At 70.3% G+C, this 16267-nt stretch carries 11 protein-coding genes; 4 read left to right on the top strand and 7 right to left on the bottom strand.

Translation table 11 applies throughout. The features are described from left to right. Window positions 1-105: 105 nt before the first annotated feature. The 3 genes from ABD481_RS18155 to ABD481_RS18145 all read right to left on the bottom strand — a co-directional run bounded on the left by ABD481_RS18155 (window position 106) and on the right by ABD481_RS18145 (window position 6605). Entirely contained in the window at window positions 106-1080 is a 975-nt protein-coding gene (locus ABD481_RS18155; protein ID WP_344666863.1) for a hypothetical protein, read from the bottom strand. A 27-nt stretch (window positions 1081-1107) separates the two neighbouring features. Next, on the bottom strand, window positions 1108-4845 hold the full coding sequence (locus ABD481_RS18150) for an AfsR/SARP family transcriptional regulator (RefSeq protein WP_344666862.1): 3738 nt from the start codon (window positions 4843-4845) through the stop codon (window positions 1108-1110). 284 nt (window positions 4846-5129) lie between these two features. Further along, on the bottom strand, window positions 5130-6605 hold the full coding sequence (locus ABD481_RS18145) for an FAD-dependent monooxygenase (protein ID WP_344666861.1): 1476 nt from the start codon (window positions 6603-6605) through the stop codon (window positions 5130-5132). 69 nt (window positions 6606-6674) lie between these two features. Between ABD481_RS18145 and ABD481_RS18140 the strand changes: the two genes are divergently transcribed. Together ABD481_RS18140 and ABD481_RS18135 are read left to right on the top strand one after the other, a co-directional pair. Further along, entirely contained in the window at window positions 6675-7289 is a 615-nt protein-coding gene (locus tag ABD481_RS18140) for a TetR family transcriptional regulator (protein WP_344666860.1), read from the top strand. Between the two features lie 201 nt (window positions 7290-7490). Then, window positions 7491-9362, top strand: a complete 1872-nt coding sequence (locus ABD481_RS18135) for a potassium transporter Kup (RefSeq protein ID WP_425559212.1) — start codon at window positions 7491-7493, stop codon at window positions 9360-9362. 25 nt (window positions 9363-9387) lie between these two features. On the opposite strand, the gene ABD481_RS18130 is transcribed toward ABD481_RS18135, so the two are convergent. Continuing rightward, window positions 9388-10044: a TetR/AcrR family transcriptional regulator gene (locus tag ABD481_RS18130; protein ID WP_344666858.1), complete on the bottom strand. Its 657-nt coding sequence runs from the start codon at window positions 10042-10044 to the stop codon at window positions 9388-9390. Between the two features lie 76 nt (window positions 10045-10120). Here ABD481_RS18130 and ABD481_RS18125 point away from each other — a divergent pair, with 76 nt between their 5' ends. Then, window positions 10121-11026 carry an alpha/beta fold hydrolase gene (locus tag ABD481_RS18125; RefSeq protein ID WP_344666857.1) on the top strand — a complete coding sequence of 302 codons (906 nt, stop codon included), beginning with the start codon at window positions 10121-10123 and terminating at the stop codon, window positions 11024-11026. Window positions 11027-11127: 101 nt separating this feature from the next. Here the strand turns inward: ABD481_RS18125 and ABD481_RS18120 are convergent, their stop codons facing one another. Then, the gene (locus ABD481_RS18120) at window positions 11128-12681 is read right to left on the bottom strand and encodes a succinic semialdehyde dehydrogenase (protein WP_344666856.1); all 1554 of its coding nucleotides are present in this window, start codon (window positions 12679-12681) and stop codon (window positions 11128-11130) included. Between the two features lie 52 nt (window positions 12682-12733). After that, window positions 12734-12913 carry a hypothetical protein gene (locus ABD481_RS18115; RefSeq protein ID WP_344666855.1) on the bottom strand — a complete coding sequence of 60 codons (180 nt, stop codon included), beginning with the start codon at window positions 12911-12913 and terminating at the stop codon, window positions 12734-12736. Between the two features lie 165 nt (window positions 12914-13078). Between ABD481_RS18115 and ABD481_RS18110 the strand changes: the two genes are divergently transcribed. Further along, the gene (locus ABD481_RS18110; protein ID WP_344666854.1) at window positions 13079-13456 is read left to right on the top strand and encodes a group I truncated hemoglobin; all 378 of its coding nucleotides are present in this window, start codon (window positions 13079-13081) and stop codon (window positions 13454-13456) included. On the opposite strand, the gene ABD481_RS18105 is transcribed toward ABD481_RS18110, so the two are convergent. Then, window positions 13437-16052 (bottom strand): helix-turn-helix transcriptional regulator, encoded by a 2616-nt coding sequence (locus tag ABD481_RS18105; RefSeq protein WP_344666853.1) that lies wholly within the window; start codon window positions 16050-16052, stop codon window positions 13437-13439. The genes ABD481_RS18110 and ABD481_RS18105 overlap by 20 nt on opposite strands. Between the last annotated feature and the right edge of the window lie 215 nt (window positions 16053-16267).

Raw genomic sequence — 16267 nt, 5'->3', positions numbered from 1 at the left:
TCAGAGTGCTTCGTCGCTCTGATCCGGGCCTGAGAGCTTCGGCTCGTGCTAACCAGGCGAAAGCCCAGGAGCGGAATCCGTCTCCGACCGGTTCCCTCGGGAACGCTAGATCTCGGGAGGCGTGTTGTCGTCCAGCCCCAGCCGCTCGACCACCGCAGCCATCGCCTCGGGCGTGCGAGCCGCGATCGACAGGCTCCCGTTGGCGTCCGGGTCGTCGGGATCCGTCTTGTGGTTCAGGACCACGTCGGGACCGCCGCGAAGCTGGTTGGCGCCGAAGTCCTGCCACGTCAGGAATCCGAGCGACGGGTACGCCTCGTCAAGGCGAGCGCGCTGGTCGTCGGTCAGGGTGCTGTAATCGGCGATGGTGTGCTGCGCGACAGCCGCGGCGTCGAACACGCCCGGATCGCCCTTCTCGGGCTCGGCCCGCAGTGTGGAGAGCACGTGCTGCGCCGAGAACGGAATGTTGACCATCGCGAACGCCAGAGCCCACTCCGTGATGCTGCGAGCGGTCAGCTCCATGCACCGGGGATCGTCGGGGCCGTCCGCGAGGTCCTCGGCGAGCTCCCACTCCGGGCGCGCGTAGTTCAGGACGTAGACCGGCGGGTCGTCGTCCTTCATGGCGTCGGACTCCCGGTATCCCCAACTGAAACAGGCCTCGTACTCGGCCATGAATATGCCGTGGAACGGCGGGATCACGTCCTCGGCGATGTCGTGCTTGCGCAAGTAAAAGACGGTGCGCGCATCGGGGTAGCGGCACGGCCGGTCCATCGGATGCGTCCAGTACAGGAACGGCATCTGGCTGAAGGAGTTCTCCGCCAGCGCGTACCACTCGTTGATCGCCGGCGGCACCACCGCGGCGTACCCGTAGTCCTCGTCGGCCTCGTCGAAGCCCTCGAACTCCTCGTCCTCGGGCTCGGAGTCACCGGTCATGTCCGCCGGCGGCCACTCCGTCCGCGGCTCCCAGACATTCCCCGCCCCGACGAACCCCCACTCCCGCTGCACTTCACGCAGGAGATCCCAGCGCGCGGCCCGGTCCTCGCACGCGGCGAGACGGCCGGCGAACCCGCTGTAGTCGATCATCAGTGCATGCTACCGATCATCGGCCCCTTATCCGACATCGAGCAGTCGGCGTTCGACCCGTCCCGTCTCCGCGTCCCGCAACCGCCGATGGATCGCCAGCGACTCCGCCAATCCCGGCCGCGCCAGGTCCGCACGGCCTTGCCGCCAATGGCTCACGCCGATCCCCTCCAACGCGCGCGCCTCCTCCAGCGGGGCCCCGATCGCTTTGGCGATCTCCAACGCGGACTCGTGATGCGCCCGCGCCTCACCGGGATCGCCTCGATCGTCGGCGAGGAACCCGATCATGTTGTGGGCCTCGGCCTGCCCGGCCCGGTCGTCGAGCGCTGTGAAAAGGCTCAGCGCCTCGACCATGTGGCTCCGGGCCTCGTCCAGCTTGCCGAGCTTGCGGTCCACGGCACCCCGGTGCAGCAGGACGTGCGCCTCCCCGGGGCGGCTGCCCATCGCCCGGCACAACGCCAGTGATTCGGTCAGCAACGCCGCGGCCGCCGTCGCGTCGCCGGTGGCGAGGCGCACACACGCCAACTGGAACAGCGCGTTGGCCGTCCCCAACGGCATCGTGTCGGTGTGCAGCAGCTCCAGCGCCGAGGTGAGCGCTTCGGCGGCGGCGGCGTAGCGGCCGGTGAGGCGCTGGACGTAGGCCATGTCAATCAGGGCATTGGCTTGCCCGAGCCGGCTGTCGATCGCGCGGAACAGCCCCAAAGCCTGAAGATGCATCTCCTCGGCGTCGCCGTACCGGCCCATCGACTGGTTCAGGTCGCCGAGATGCGCCAACGCGTTGGCCTGCCCGCGCCGGTGGCCGACCTCCCGGTACAGCAGCAACGCCGTACCGAGGTTCTCCGTCGCGGCGGCGTACTCCCCCAGCATCTGCTGGATGTGGGCCCGCGTGACCAGCGTCTGCGCCTGCCCGATGCGGTCCCCGAGACGCTCGTACAGCGCGTGCGCCTCCCGGAGGTCCGCCTCGGCGGCGGCGTACTCCCCCAGCACCCGCCGCACATCGCCGACCTCGGCGAGCGCCCAGGCCTGCGCCGCCGGCTCGTCCATCGTGCGGTACATCTCCCACGCCTGCATCAGGTCCTTCTCGCCGTCGCGGAAAGCACCCAGATAGCGTTGCAGGACACCGCCGCGCAGCAGCGTCGCCGCCTCGCCCCGCACGTCGCGCGTTCGCCGCGCCGCCGCCAGGGCGAGCCGGTTCAACGTCCACGCCGGTCCCCATTGGCTCCGTCCCCGCAGGAACTCGTAGAAGGCCGTCGCCAGCGCCACAATCTCGGCCGGATGTTCGGACGCGGCCGCTTCGGTCAGCGCCAGTACGTTGGCCGACTCAGCAGTGAACCAGGCCACTGCCTCCGCCTCGTCGCGCAGCGGCACGGCGCCCCGGGCCCGGCGGTCGACCGACAGCCGCTCCAGCAGCCGCGGACGGTCGGCGTGGCCGCCGGGCGCGAGCAGCCGGTCGGCCGCGACCGCCGTGGCCAGGTAGTGGTGCAGCAGCCGCCGCACCGCCGACTCCCGGGTCTCCAACTCGTCCACGGTCGCCAGCGACCGCGCGTGCTCGCGCAGCAGATCGTGCATCCGGTACCGGCCCCGCACCGGCTCCTCCACCAGGTGCCGCTCCTCCAGATCCCGCAGCGCCAGCCACGCCTGCGCCGGTTCCACGCCGCTCAGCGCCGCCGCCGCGTAGGGCTCGATGTCGTCGCCCGGCGGCAGCCCGAGCAGCCGGAACAACCGCTGCCGCTCCGGGGCCAGGTCGCGATAGGAGCAGGCGAACACCGCCGACACCGAGACGTCCTCGGCGCTGAGCGCGGTCATCCGGCGGTTCGCCTCGGCCAGGTCGGCGACCAGGTCGGCGGTCTGCCACACCGGGTAGTGCCGCAGGCGCGAGGCCATCAGATGCACGGCCAGCGGCAGCCGTCCGCACAGGCGCACGACCTCCCGGACCCCCGGGTCGTCGGCGCCCACCCCGGCGCGCGCCGCGCGCACCGCGAACAGCCGCGCGGCGTCGTCGGCGCTGAGCACGTCGAGTGTCACCGGCACGGCGTCGTCCAGCGCCATCAGCCGGCGCCGGCTGGTCAGCAGCACCAGGCAGCCGCCGGCGCCGAACCCGGGCAGCAGCGGCCGGACCTGGTCGCTGTTCGCCACGTCGTCGAGCAGGAGCAGCATGCGCTTGCCGGCCAGCCGTGCGCGCCACAGCCCGGCGCGCGCCGCCGGATCGGCCGGGATCCGTTCCGGCGGGACGCCGACCTGGAGCAGCAGCGCGGCCGCGGCGTCGGCGGCGTTCATCGGCTGCGCGCCGGGGGTGTGGCCCTGGAGGGCGAGGTGGAGCTGGCCGTCCGGGAACTCCGGGGCGAGGCGGTGCGCCAGGTGCACGGCGAACGCGCTTTTGCCGACGCCGGGCATGCCGTCGATGCTGAAGATCGGCGCGGTCGCGCCGGGCGAGGACCGGTGCGCGGCGGCGGTGGCGACGGCGTCGAGCAGGCCGGCGGTCTCCGCGTCGCGGCCGGTGAAGCCGGTGATGTCGCGGGGCAGGTTGGCCGGGGTGGGCGGGGGCTGGTCGGGGTCGTCGGCGGGAGTGGGTGCGGGGGCGGTGGACGCAGTCACGGTGCCGGCCGCTGCGGCGGTGGCGACGGCAGCGGCGACGGCGGTGACGGCGGTGACGGACGCCGCTTCGCCGTCGGACGCCGGATCCGGGACGTCCGTGGTCCGGGTCGAAGGCTCGGGCGCGCGCTCGGGCACCGTGATGGCAGGCCCCTGATGAGCGGGCTCCGGGTCGGCCTGCGCTGTCGGCGGAAGCGGAACAGATGGCGCATCCCCGTCGGCGGCGAGGATGCGCCGCTGCGTCTCCCGCGCCACGGCCGACGGCTCGATGCCCAGCTCGTCGACCAGCGCGCGTCGCAGCCGCCGGAAAACCTCCAGCGCCTCGGCGCGGCCGCCGGACCGGTGCAGGGCCTCCATCAGCTGGACGTGCAGGCCCTCGCGCAGCGGGTGTTCGCCCGTGGCCTTCGTCAGCCGGGACACGAGTCCCTCGTGGCGCCCGAGCCGCAGCGCCGCGTCGAAGTACCACTCCAGGGTCTCCAGGCGGATCTCCACGAGTTCGCGCACCGCGGGTCCGAGCAGGTCGACGGGAGTGTCGGAGACCGGGGTGCCGCGCCACAGCACCAGCGCCTCGGTCGTCCACCGGCCGACGGCGGGCCAGTCGTCGGCCTGGTGGGCCTGGCGCGCGTAGCCGGCGAGGCGGGTGAAGACGGCGGCGTCGAGTTCGCCCTCGGCCACGCGGATCCGGTAGGCCGAGCCGACGGCGTCGATGCGGGCCGGGTGGCGGGCGCCGGGCGGCTCCTCGGCGGTGCTGATTCGGGTGCTGATTCCGCCAGTCGCAGTCCCGGCCCCGGGACCAGTCCTGGTCCCAGCTCTGGTCCCAGCTCCCATTCTCGTCTCGATACCGACGCCGATCCCGCTCCCGATCCCGATCCCGGTCGTCTCGTCGCCTCCGCTCGACGAGCCCGCTCCGGCCGGATCGCCCGGATCGCCCGGATCACCCGGCCCGGGTGGTCCGGGTGGTCCGGGCGATCCGGGTGGTCCGGCCGGTCCGGGTGGCTCCGCCGCCTCCAGCAGCCGCCGCAGCCGCGCCACGTGGTTCTGCAACGACGCGGTCGCGCTGGCCGGCGGCCGGTCGCCCCACAGCGCCTGCCGCAGCGTGGCGGCCGGCACCGGCTCGCCGGCGTGGAACAGCAGCACCGCCAGCAGCGCCCGCAGCTTGGCCCCGGGGACGTCCACCCGACGTCCCTCGGCATGCACTTCCAGGGGCCCGAGGACTCCGAATCGCAACACTCTGACACACTCCTGGGCACCGAGGAGGGAACCGCCGCACCGAGCCGGCGGCCGCCACGCGCGCCGAGCAGATTTTCGATGGTAGCCGCTGGGAAAGTCTTAAGGTCGAAGAACGAATACGTTTCCTGTGAAAGACGCGCCGATGGCCGGTAGTCGTTACACGGCACTGAGGGGCCGACCCGGCGGTCGGCCCCTCAGTGTTCTGTTTTCGCTATGCGTTTGTTATGCGTTCACCGGACTGCCGGACCGAACCAGCGGGTGAGCGCGTCCGCCAGCGGCTCCTCGGACTCCGCCGTCCAGGCCGCGAAGCCGTCGGGCCGGACCAGCAGCGCCCCGGAGGGGGCGTCCGCGCAGGTGCCGTAGGTGACGTCGACGCGGTCGGCCCACCCGGCGGCCGTCTCGCCCCACCGCTCATCGGCGTCGAACACGAGCACCTGCCCGCGCCCGGACCGCTGGAGCTCGGCCAGGCGCACCGGGCCGTCGGCGGTCCCCACCTCCAGGTCGGGGCAGAACCGGCCGATCAGGTCGGTCTTCGCGCCGAAGTCGTAGCGCAGGTCGTTGCCGCCCATCAGGTCGGTCAGCCAGCGGTTGGCGTCGTCCTGTTCCAGCAGCTTGGTGAAGATGCCGCGCAGGGCGTCGGTGTGCGGGCCGGGCCGCATCAGCGCGACCTGGGCGCGGGTGTTGTCCAGCACCCGCTCGGCCACCGGGTGGCGCTCGGCGGTGTAGGTGTCGAGCAGCGCCTCGGGGGCCCGGCCCCGCGCCACCAGGGCGAGCTTCCAGCCCAGGTTGACCGCGTCGCCCAGGCCCAGGTTCAGGCCCTGGCCGCCGAACGGGGAGTGGATGTGCGCGGCGTCGCCGGCCAGCAGCACGCGGCCCTCGCGGTAGGTGTCGGCCTGGCGCGCGTTGTCGGTGAAGCGGGTCACCGAGGACACGGAGTGCACGGTGACGTCGGCGCCGCTGATCCGGCGCAGCGCACCTTGGAACTCCTCGACCGTGACCGGCGCGTCCCGGTCGGCCGGCGGGCCGTCGAACTCGACCAGCAGCAGGCGGCCCGGGGTGGGGCCGTTGACCGCGAAGCCGGTGGCGGTGCGGTTCCAGCCGCGCGGCAGGAACTCGGGGTCGTCGATGTCGGCTATCGCCTGATAGCCGGTGATCACGCCGTCGGTGCCGGGGAAGGCGAAGGAGCCGCCCTTGCGCACCGTCGAGCGGCCGCCGTCGGCGCCGACCAGCCAGTCGGCGCGCAGCTCGTAGGGCTCGTCGGAGTCAGGGCCCTGCAAGGTCAGGGTGACGCCGTCGGCGTCCTGCTCCCAGCCGTGCAGCACCTGTCCGCGCCGCACCTCGACGCCCAGCTCGGCGGCGCGCTCGGCAAGCACGGCCTCCAGCGCCTGCTGCGGGACCGGCAGCATCCGCTCCTCGCCGTAGTCGCTCTCCCGCAGGACCCACATCCCGGCGAAGTGGCCGCGCAGGCCGTTCGCCCGCAGCCGCTCCACGAACTGGCGCAGCTGCTCCCCGCCGAGCGCGCGCAGCCGGTCGCCCAGCCCGCGCCGGTCCAGCGCCTCCACCCCGCGGCCCTGGATCGCCCCGGCCTTGGCCCGCTGGTCGACCTCGGTCAGCCGCTCCAGTACCACCGTCTCGACCCCGGACAAGCGCAGCTCGCACGCGACCATCAGCCCGACCGGTCCGCCCCCGACCACCACGACCTGCATGTCACCACTCCTTAACGGCGTTCAATTTAACAGTGTTAAGCATGACCTGAACATCGTTAAACTGTCAAGGTGAAGCTGGAACGCGAAGCGATCGTCGACGCCGCCATCAAGCTCCTGGACGAGGTCGGCCTGGACGGCCTGTCCATGCGCCGGCTGGCCAAGGACCTGGACGTGCAGGCCCCGGCGCTCTACTGGCACTTCAAGAACAAGCAGGAGCTGCTGGACCACATGCTGGTCGCGATGAGCACGGAGGAGCTCCGCGTTCCGCGCCCCGGCCAGCCCTGGGACGAGTGGCTCGTCGAGCGCACCACCCGCCTCTACCGCGGCCTGGGCGAGCACCGGGACGCCGCGCGGCTGGCCGCGAGCACCCGCCCCACCCCGGACCTGCTGCCCGGGATCGAGGCCATGGTCAGTGCCCTGACAACGGCGGGGTTCACGCCGGCGGAGAGCCTGCACAGCATCTTGGCGATCAGCAACTTCGTCACGGGGTCGGCGCTGGAACGCGAGGGCACGCGGGAGCACGGCGACGGGGCGATCCCGGATGTGACGCCCTTCCCGCTGCTCCGGACCGCGACCGCCTCGGGCCTGGACCCCGATGTCGTTTTCGACCACGGCCTGCGGATTCTCGTCGGCGGGATGCGGGCGATTCTCACGGAACGCGGACACTACGGACAAAACGTCTGACGCCCACGAGTTTCTCACGCCCGTTCCACATGCTTGACCGCGTTTGCTCGTGACCTGCGCGCATGTAAAGATCGCAGATTTGTGATCACTGACTCTTCGGGCCCGCCCGCACAGCCAGCTCCCGCCTACGCCGCAGGCCACGCGGACGGCGCCCACGGCGACGGCCGCCGGGCCGCGGGCCGGGCCGGGGCCGCCGCGGTGATGCTGGGCGCGCTCGGCGTCGTGTTCGGCGACATCGGCACCAGCCCGCTGTACGCGATGCAGACCATCTTCAACAGCGACGGCGGCCAGGTCGGCACCGCCCAGGACGCCGTCTACGGCGTGGTGTCGCTGGTGTTCTGGGCGATCACACTGATCGTGTCGGTCAAGTACGTGACCTTCATCCTGCGCACCGACAACGACGGCGAGGGCGGCATCATGGCCCTCACCGCGCTGATCCAGAAGCTGGACTTCCGCTCGGCGAAGACCAAGCTGTTGCTCGTCGCGCTCGGCATACTCGGGGCGTCGCTGTTCTACGGCGACGGCATGATCACCCCGGCCATCTCGGTGCTGTCGGCCGTCGAGGGCCTCAAGGTCTCGGCCCCGGGCCTCGGCGACTACATCGTCCCGCTGACCGTCGTCATCGTCATCGGCCTGTTCGCGATCCAGAAGTTCGGCACGGCGCTGGTCGGCGGCCTGTTCGGCCCGGTGATGACGGTCTGGTTCCTCATCATCGCGGTGGCCGGCGGCGCGGAGGTCGCGGCGCACCCCAGCATCATCAAGGCCCTGTCTCCCCTCTACGGGGCCAAGTTCCTGGTGAACCACGGCGTCGTCGCCTTCGTCGCGCTCGCCTCGGTGGTACTGGCGGTCACCGGCGCCGAGGCCCTCTACGCCGACATGGGCCACTTCGGGCGCAAGCCGATCCACCGCGCGTGGTTCTTCCTCGTCTTCCCCGCGCTGACGCTGAACTACCTCGGCCAGGGCTCGCTGATCCTGCGCCGCCCCGCCACCATCTCCAACCCCTTCTTCCTGCTCATGCCGGGCTGGGCGCAGCTGCCGATGGTGCTGCTCGCGACGGTGGCCACCGTGATCGCCTCGCAGGCCGTCATATCCGGGGCGTTCAGTGTCACCCGGCAGGCCATGCAGCTGGGCTTCCTGCCGCACCTGACCATCCGCCACACCTCCGAGCACGAGATCGGCCAGGTCTACGTGCCGGCCGTGAACTGGTTCCTGTGCTGCACGGTCACCATCCTGGTGCTGGGCTTCGAGTCCTCCGCCGCGCTGGCCTCGGCCTACGGCGTCGCGGTGACCGCCACGTTCATGCTCAACACGATCCTGTTCCTGGCGGTGGCCCGCGTCCTGAAGGGCGCCGCGCCGTGGAAGATCGCCCTCGGCGCGCTGGTCTTCCTCACCATCGAGCTCGCCTTCTTCGCCGCCAACCTCACCAAGGTCGTGCACGGCGGCTGGCTGCCGCTGCTGGTCGCCGCCGCCGTGTTCACGGTGCTGAGCACCTGGCGCCGCGGCCGCGAGATCGTCACGCCGAACCGCACCGAGCTGGAGGGCCCGCTGCGCGCCTTCGTCGACGAGGTCAACGCCATGGACCCGCCGGTGCACCGGGTCGACGGCGTCGCGGTGTTCCTCAACGCCAACATCGAGACCACGCCGCTGGCCCTGCGCGCCAACGTCGAGCACAACCACACGCTGCACAAGACGGTCGTCATCCTGTCCATGGTGGTGGCCAAGGTCCCGCACATCCCCGTGAGCGAGCGCCTGGTCTTCGACGACCTCGGCCACCACGACGACGGCATCATCCACGTCACCGCGCGCCTCGGCTTCCAGGACGAGCCCGACGTCCCGCGCATCATGCGCCAGGCCGCCGCGCACCCGGACGCCGGGGAACTCGCGGGGATCGACCTCGACACGGTGTCCTACTTCCTGTCGCGGATCGCGATCGTCCGGACCGACGCCAAGGGGATGCGGGCCTGGCGCAAGCGGCTGTTCCTGGCCGTCGCGCACAACGCCGCCAGCCCGGTCGACTACTTCCGGCTGCCCGCCGACCGCAGCGTGATCATGGGGGCGCACGTCCCGGTGTGACCGGGGCCCCGGCCCGATCCGCCGGTCACGCCGGGGGTGAGAAGACCCGCCCCAGGTGGTAACGCAGGACCTTGATGGCGGCGTCCGCCGAGCGCTGGCCCAGCAGCACGCTGAGACCGAGCCCGGCGGACGCCGCCATCAGCATGACCGCCTCCTGGCGGGCGTCCAGCCGCGGATCGGCGTCGCCGGCCTGCTGGGCGGCGGCGAGCTGACCGGCCAGCAACTCCTCCATCTCGGCCGGCCCCGCGAGGAACGGCTGCCCGGCCAGCGCGGGATCGGTGACGGAGAGCACGGCGTACTCGGTGTAGACGAGGTGGAACGTCCGGCCTTCCTCGTCGGTCGGGACCGCTTCGAGGAGCACCGCTTCGACGATGTCCCGGGGCGACGGCGCCGCGGTCGCTGAAGCCGACGATCCCTGCGCCGACGATCCCTGCGCCGACGCACCCGCGGTCCGCACCCGATCCCGGACCCGCTCCCCCATCCGCGCCGCCAGCCGGGTCAGCGCGGCGAGCAGCAACTGCTCCTTCGTGTCGAAGTAGTACTGCACGAGCCGCACCGAGACCCCCGCCTCGATCGCGACCGACCGCATCGTGACCGCGTGCAGCCCGCTGCTCGCGGCGGTCCGGAGCAGCGCGTCGACGATGTGCGCGCGGCGCTCCTCGTGATCCGCCAGCTTCGGCATCCAACCCCTCCAAACTTTTTCGTGGTACAAACATACCATCAAGTGCTGCGGTTTCAGGGGCAGGAAGGGGCGAATCATGACCAGGACGAGCGTCGGCCACTTCGTGAGCGAGGAGGCCCGAGCGAAGTTCCTTGAGGCGTACGACCGGGCGATGGAGCTGTGGCCGAGCCCTCGGCGCGCGGTGGACGTCGAGACCAGCTACGGCACTGTCCACGTCCACTGCTACGGTCCCGCCTCCGCCGCGGGCGAGCCGATCGTGCTGCTCCACGGCCACGCGGGCCACGCGTCCAACTGGTCCCCGCAGATCGCCGCGCTGGGAGAGCACCACCCGGTCTACGCGATCGACACGCTGGACGACCCGGGCCGCAGCGTCCAGCGCGTCGTCGCCACCGGCTCGGAGGAGAACGCCGCCTGGCTCGGCGAGGTGCTGAGCGGCCTCGGACTGGACCGCGTCCACCTGGTGGGGCTCTCCTACGGCGGCTGGCTCACCCTCAATCAGGCCATTCACTCACCCGAGCGCCTCGCCTCCATCGCACCCCTGGACCCCGGCGGCATCGAGAAGGTCCCGGCCCGCTTCTACTTCCACATGATCGCCGGCCTGTTCGGCATGCTCGCCCCGCGCCGCCTGCGACCGGCCGTAGGACGCCTGCTCGCCAACCCGGCCCTCAGCGCACCCCGCGAAATGATCGCCCCACTGATGCTGGGCATGCGGAGCTACCGCCCCAAGACCCGCCCCGCCGCCCGCCCGTTCACCGACGAGGAGCTGGCGTCGATCGCCCTACCGACCCTGGTCCTGGTGGGGAAACGCAGCGCACTGCTGCGCCCGCGCCAGGTCCTGAAGCGCGTCACCGCACTCATCCCGGGCGTCCAGGCAGAGATCGTCGAACACGCCGGCCACGGACTCAACCTGGAGCGCCCCGACCTGGTCAACGAACGGCTGTTGCGGTTCATCGCGAGCTGCCGCCAGCAGACTCGGGCCTGATCGGCCAGGAGCCTGGTCAAGGCTGAACCCGTTCGCGATCGCTTTTCGATCGGGCTGCCGCCGACGGTGCCGGTATCCGCCGGCCCCCGAGGGACAGAACGTCAGCGGATACCGAGCTTCCGCATGAATCGCAGACCCTTGATGGTCTTGTCCACCTGCTTGGTCCAGTCGGTGTCCGGCGGGTTGCTCAGGACCTGCTTCTTGAGCACGGCCACGTTCTGGACGTCGGTGTACTTGAGCATGCCGGCGTCGCCGTGGCGGCTGCCGACGCCGGAGGCCTTGAAGCCGCCGGACGTACTCTTCTTCGAGGCGTAGGAGGCGGCCAGGCCGTCGTTGATGTTGATGTTGCCGGCCTCGATGCGGCGGCCGACCGCTTCGGCGGCCCGGCGGTCGCCGCCCCACACGCTGGCGTTCAGCCCGTACTCGGTGTCGTTGGCCATCGCGATCGCCTCGTCGACGTTCGAATACGGATATATGGCGGTGACCGGGCCGAAGGTCTCCGCCTTCGCCAGCAGCATGGTCGGGGTGATGTCGGTGAGCACGGTCGGCTCGAAGAACGCCGGGCCCAGATCGGGGCGCGGCTTGCCGCCGGTGAGCACCGTCGCGCCCTTGGCGATGGCGTCCTCCACATGCGCCTGCACGCGTTCCCGCTGCCCGACGCTGACCAGCGATCCCATGTCGGGCGCGAAATCGTAGGTGGCCTCGACCCGGATCGCCCGGACCGCTTCGAGGAAGCGCTTGGTGAACTCGTCCTTGCGTCGCTCGGAGACGTAGATCCGTTCGATGTGCATGCAGGCCTGGCCGGTGTTCAGAAAGGCGGCCATGACGGTGCCGGCGATCACTTCGTCCAGGTCGGCGTCGTCCAGGACGATCAGCGGGTTCTTGCCGCCGAGTTCGAGCGTGCAGCCGACCAGGTGCCGGCCGGCCTGCGCGCCGATCACCCGGCCGGTCGCCGTGGAGCCGGTGAACATGACGTAGTCGGCGTTCTCAACCAGCGTGGCGCCGATATCAGGGCCCTCACCGCACACGATCTGGACCAGTCCGTCCGGCATCCCGGCCTCGTACAACAGGCCGACGCCGTAGGCGACGTTCAACGTCGACTTGTTGTCCGGCTTCAGCACAACACCGTTCCCCGCGATCAGCGCCGGCATCGCGTCGGACAAGCTGGTGGCGAACGGAAAGTTCCACGGCGAGATCAGGCCGACGACACCCTTGGGCCGACGCACCTCGGTCGACGTGGAAACGAGCGGCACCACGCCCCCGTGCTTCCTCTCCTTCAGGATGCGCGGTGCCGCCTTGATGTAGTGGCTGGTCACCATCAACACGTCGCAGGTCTCTTCGAACGCCATCCGGCGCGCTTTGCCGGTCTCCACCTGCATCAGGTCGGCGACGACCAGGCCGTGGCCCAACAGCAGCTCGTGGAACCGCTTCATCACGCCGATCCGCCGCTTGAGCGGCCACGACGCCCACACCGCCTGCGCCTTCCGCGCCGCCGCGTAGGCCAGCTGCACATCGCCCGGATCGGACTGGGGCAGATCCGCGACCTTGTCACCGGTGTACACCTCGGTCACGGAGTACGTGCGACCGCTGGTGGACACGACCATGCCGGTGAGCTTCTCCAGCAGTTCGGAAGTGACCGATGAGGGCAGGCTCATGGCGGAACTGTAACGCGTTCTACTTAACCTGTCTCGCGTTGCGCGAAGCGAATCACTCGGCAGCCGCACCACCCCGGGTCGGGCCGGGCGGATAGCCGGCCACGTCGTGAATGATGACGCCGGCCTGCGGAGTCTGCGGCACTTTGATCCCGGCCTGTGCCGGCGCGGAGCTGAGCAGCGTGGCGCCGAGTGTCGCGATGGTGAGGGCGACGGCGGTACGACGGAGTTGCATTAGGGTTCCCCTCGATGACTGTGCAGTGCTGTCGTTCTCGGACAACTTCACTGTCGTCGACGGGGAGCCGCCGCACCTGAGCAACGATTACTCAGGTGGTCGCCCACCCCGGGCGTTTGACTTGCTCGACAGACCATTGCGCAACGCCGGTGACAGGAGCACGAGATGGGCGTCTACGACTCGATCGGCGGAGCTCGCACCCTGCGCACGGTGGTCGACGTCTTCTACCGCCGAGTGCTGGCCGATCCCACGCTCAAGGGCTTCTTCTCGGACGTGGACGTCGAACGCCTGGCCGCCCACCAACGCTCCTTCCTCGCCATGGCACTCGGCGGCCCCGACCTCTACGGCGGCCGCCACCTGGCCGAAGCCCACGAGGGACTGGCAATACACGAGGCCGACTTCGACGCGATGAGCGGCCACCTCGTGGGCGTCCTCCGGGACCTAGGCGTCAGCGGCGAGGAGTTGACGCAGGCCATCGAACGCATCGAGAGCTTCCGCGATGCGGTGGTCGAACCCCCGGACGTCAACCAGCAAGCACACTGACAAGCTCCACCCGGCTGGCGACACCCAGCTTTGTATAAGCATTCTGCAAATGATTGTTGACTGTCCGCACGGACAGAAACAGCTGCTCGGCAATGGTCCGACTGGCCATCCCCTCCGCAGCCAAACGGCAGATCTCCGACTCCCGCTGTGTCAACGTGCCGACCGAACGCGCCTGCACCACCAGCAACGGAGTCTGCGCACCTTCACACAACGCCGCCAACTCAGCCGCCCGCGCCGCAGCCAACGCCGCCTGGCGCGACCCTCCACGCTCCTGCCACGCGGCAGCGGCCGCCGACGCAGCCTCGGCAGCAGCGAGCATCATGCCCGACTCGGCAAACTGCTCGACCGCAGCCTGAAGCCCGACAGGATCCTGATCCGCAAGCGCCGACACGTAGGCTGCCCGCACACCAACAGTCGTCTGATCGCAATGGACTGCCACGTCCCGCAGCAGCGACCGAGCCTGCGACGCAGCGCCCAGCCTCGCCGCATCGTGCAACAGCTCAATACACGTGGCCCGTCGCTCCTGCTCAGCAGCCTCATACGCAGCGTCCAACAAGATCCGACTACCCCGCGTAGCATCGCCACCAACAGCCGCCGCCCACGCACGCGCCTGCGCGACCATGCCCACCGACGACGGCAGAGCACTGAGTTCCTCAACGGCCTTCATCGCCTGCTCGGCATCGCCAACCTGGGCCAACGCAGTAGCCAGACAAGCCGTCGCCAGATAGCCGGGCCCGACCAACCCACGCGCCCTCGCCACCGCGATCCCATCCCGAGCCCACCGCGCAGCCGCCCTCGGCCGCCCTGACGCCAACAGAATCCGGCCGAGCAGCCACGAATAGCTCGCCTGCGCCTGAGCCAGACCATCCTCCACCGCATAGTGCAGCGCTTGCGTCATCGCCGCAGCCGCCTTAAGCAGACGCCCCGCCGCATAGTCCACCAAGGCCTCAGCCATGAGCTCCGAACCCTGATGCACAAACATCGACTCGGGTTCATCAGTTGCCCACGGCCGTCTGCTCCCGACAAGCACCGCCTCCGCACGTTCGCAGGCCCCCGTGGACGCAAGCGCATACGCCTCCGCGATCGCCCGCAGGCGAGACGGCCGCGCGTCAACCGCCGGCGCCGCAAACCGCGCCAGCGCCAAAACCGGCTGCTCAGCAAACGCCAGCTGCATCGCCGCAAGCGCCGACAACTCGCCATGCAACGGCTCGGGCAACTCTCGGCACGCGGCATCAAGAATCGCAATGCCGTCATCGAGCCGACCAAGCCCCCAGCCCACCACAATCGCCCGAGCCTGGGCCAACCGCTGCCGCAACGAATCCGGCGCGGCCAACTCGGTCGCCGCCGCCAGCACACCATCAGCCTCCTCGGACCGACACTGCGCGTGCAACGCCTCACTGAGCAGCACCCGAGCTTCAACACTGTCCTCAGCAGCCAGCGCCCCGCGAGCCAACCGCTCCAACCCCGCATGGTCCGCCGTATGCCGCGCCAACCGCCCAGCCCGCAACAACAGCTTCGCATCCGCCGTACCGGTCGCCGCGAGCCTCCACGTCGCCACCCGCAACGGATCCTCACGACGCCGCAGCCCATGCTCCTCAACCCGCAACGCCTGCCCGGTAAGCGTCGCCCGCGCCCGAATGCGCGTCATCGAACTCTGCAACACCTGGGCATACACAGGATGCGCAAGCGTGACCTCATGCCGCCGACGATCCGTCCGCACCTGAATCAGGCCACTGGATTCCAACTCCTCCAACGCCTCGATCGGCCGCACCGTCGCCAGCTCATCAAGACCCAGCGGCTGACACAACGCCAACAAGTCCAGAACCGCCCGGCCATCACCCCCGACCGCCCGAATCCGATCACCGACCAACTCCAACAACCGAGGACTGCTGGGCAGCTCACCCACCAGATGCCACACCCCGGCCTCCCTGCTCAACGTCCCATCAGCCGCCGCACCGAACAACAACTCGCGCAAATACAACGGATTGCCACGACACGCCTGCCAAAAGACCGTCGAAGCCCCGAACTCCACCTGGTCCCCCAGCGCCTCATGCAACAGCGCATCCATCCCCGCACGATCCAGATCCGCGAGATCAATGCGAACAGTCCGATCCCCGGACCACAGCGCCGCCAACGCATCCGGCATCGGCTCCCCACTCCGCACCGTCCCCACCAACAAGATCCGCCCCGCCGCAGCCTGCTGACACAACAACCCCAACGACAACCGATCCAACGCCGGAAAGTCATCAACAAAAACCAGCAACCCCGCCTCCCCCGCCAACGCCGCCAAATCCTGCCGCGCCACCTCCGCCAACCGCCCCGCATCCGGCTCCGCCACCGAATCCGACCGCAGCAAAAGCGCCAACGCCCCCAACGGAATCTCAGCCGCCGCCCGACTGGCCGCCACCCGCACCCCCCGCCACCCGCCCACCTCCGCCACCTCGACGCACTCCTCAGCAAACCGCGTCTTACCAACCCCCGGCGGCCCGCACACCACCACCAGCGACGCACCACCCAACGCCCGCCGAAACCGGGCCAACTCCTCATCCCTGCCCGTCAGCGGCCACCGGCTCGCCACCTGCGTCAGACCCGCCACACCGGCGAGATTAGTGCATCAGTTCGCTGATCGTTAACGCCCAACCCGTCGGCCGCAAGCCCCACGCACCACCCACCGCCCCCGAGATTGTCAGTCCCCTGCCTGGGTTTTTGGTTCGTTCCCCTCGGTCACGTCGGCAGGGCTTTGCCTACAGTGCCGCCGACCGGGTGTCCAGTCCACGCTGTACGCAACCGCCGCCAACACCTCAAAAGCAA

Source organism: Catenulispora yoronensis (genome assembly GCF_039531695.1).
GTDB classification, from domain to species: Bacteria; Actinomycetota; Actinomycetes; order Streptomycetales; family Catenulisporaceae; genus Catenulispora; species Catenulispora yoronensis.
Note: the sequence above shows the minus strand (reverse complement) of the source record. Positions and strands in the feature narration are given on the sequence as shown.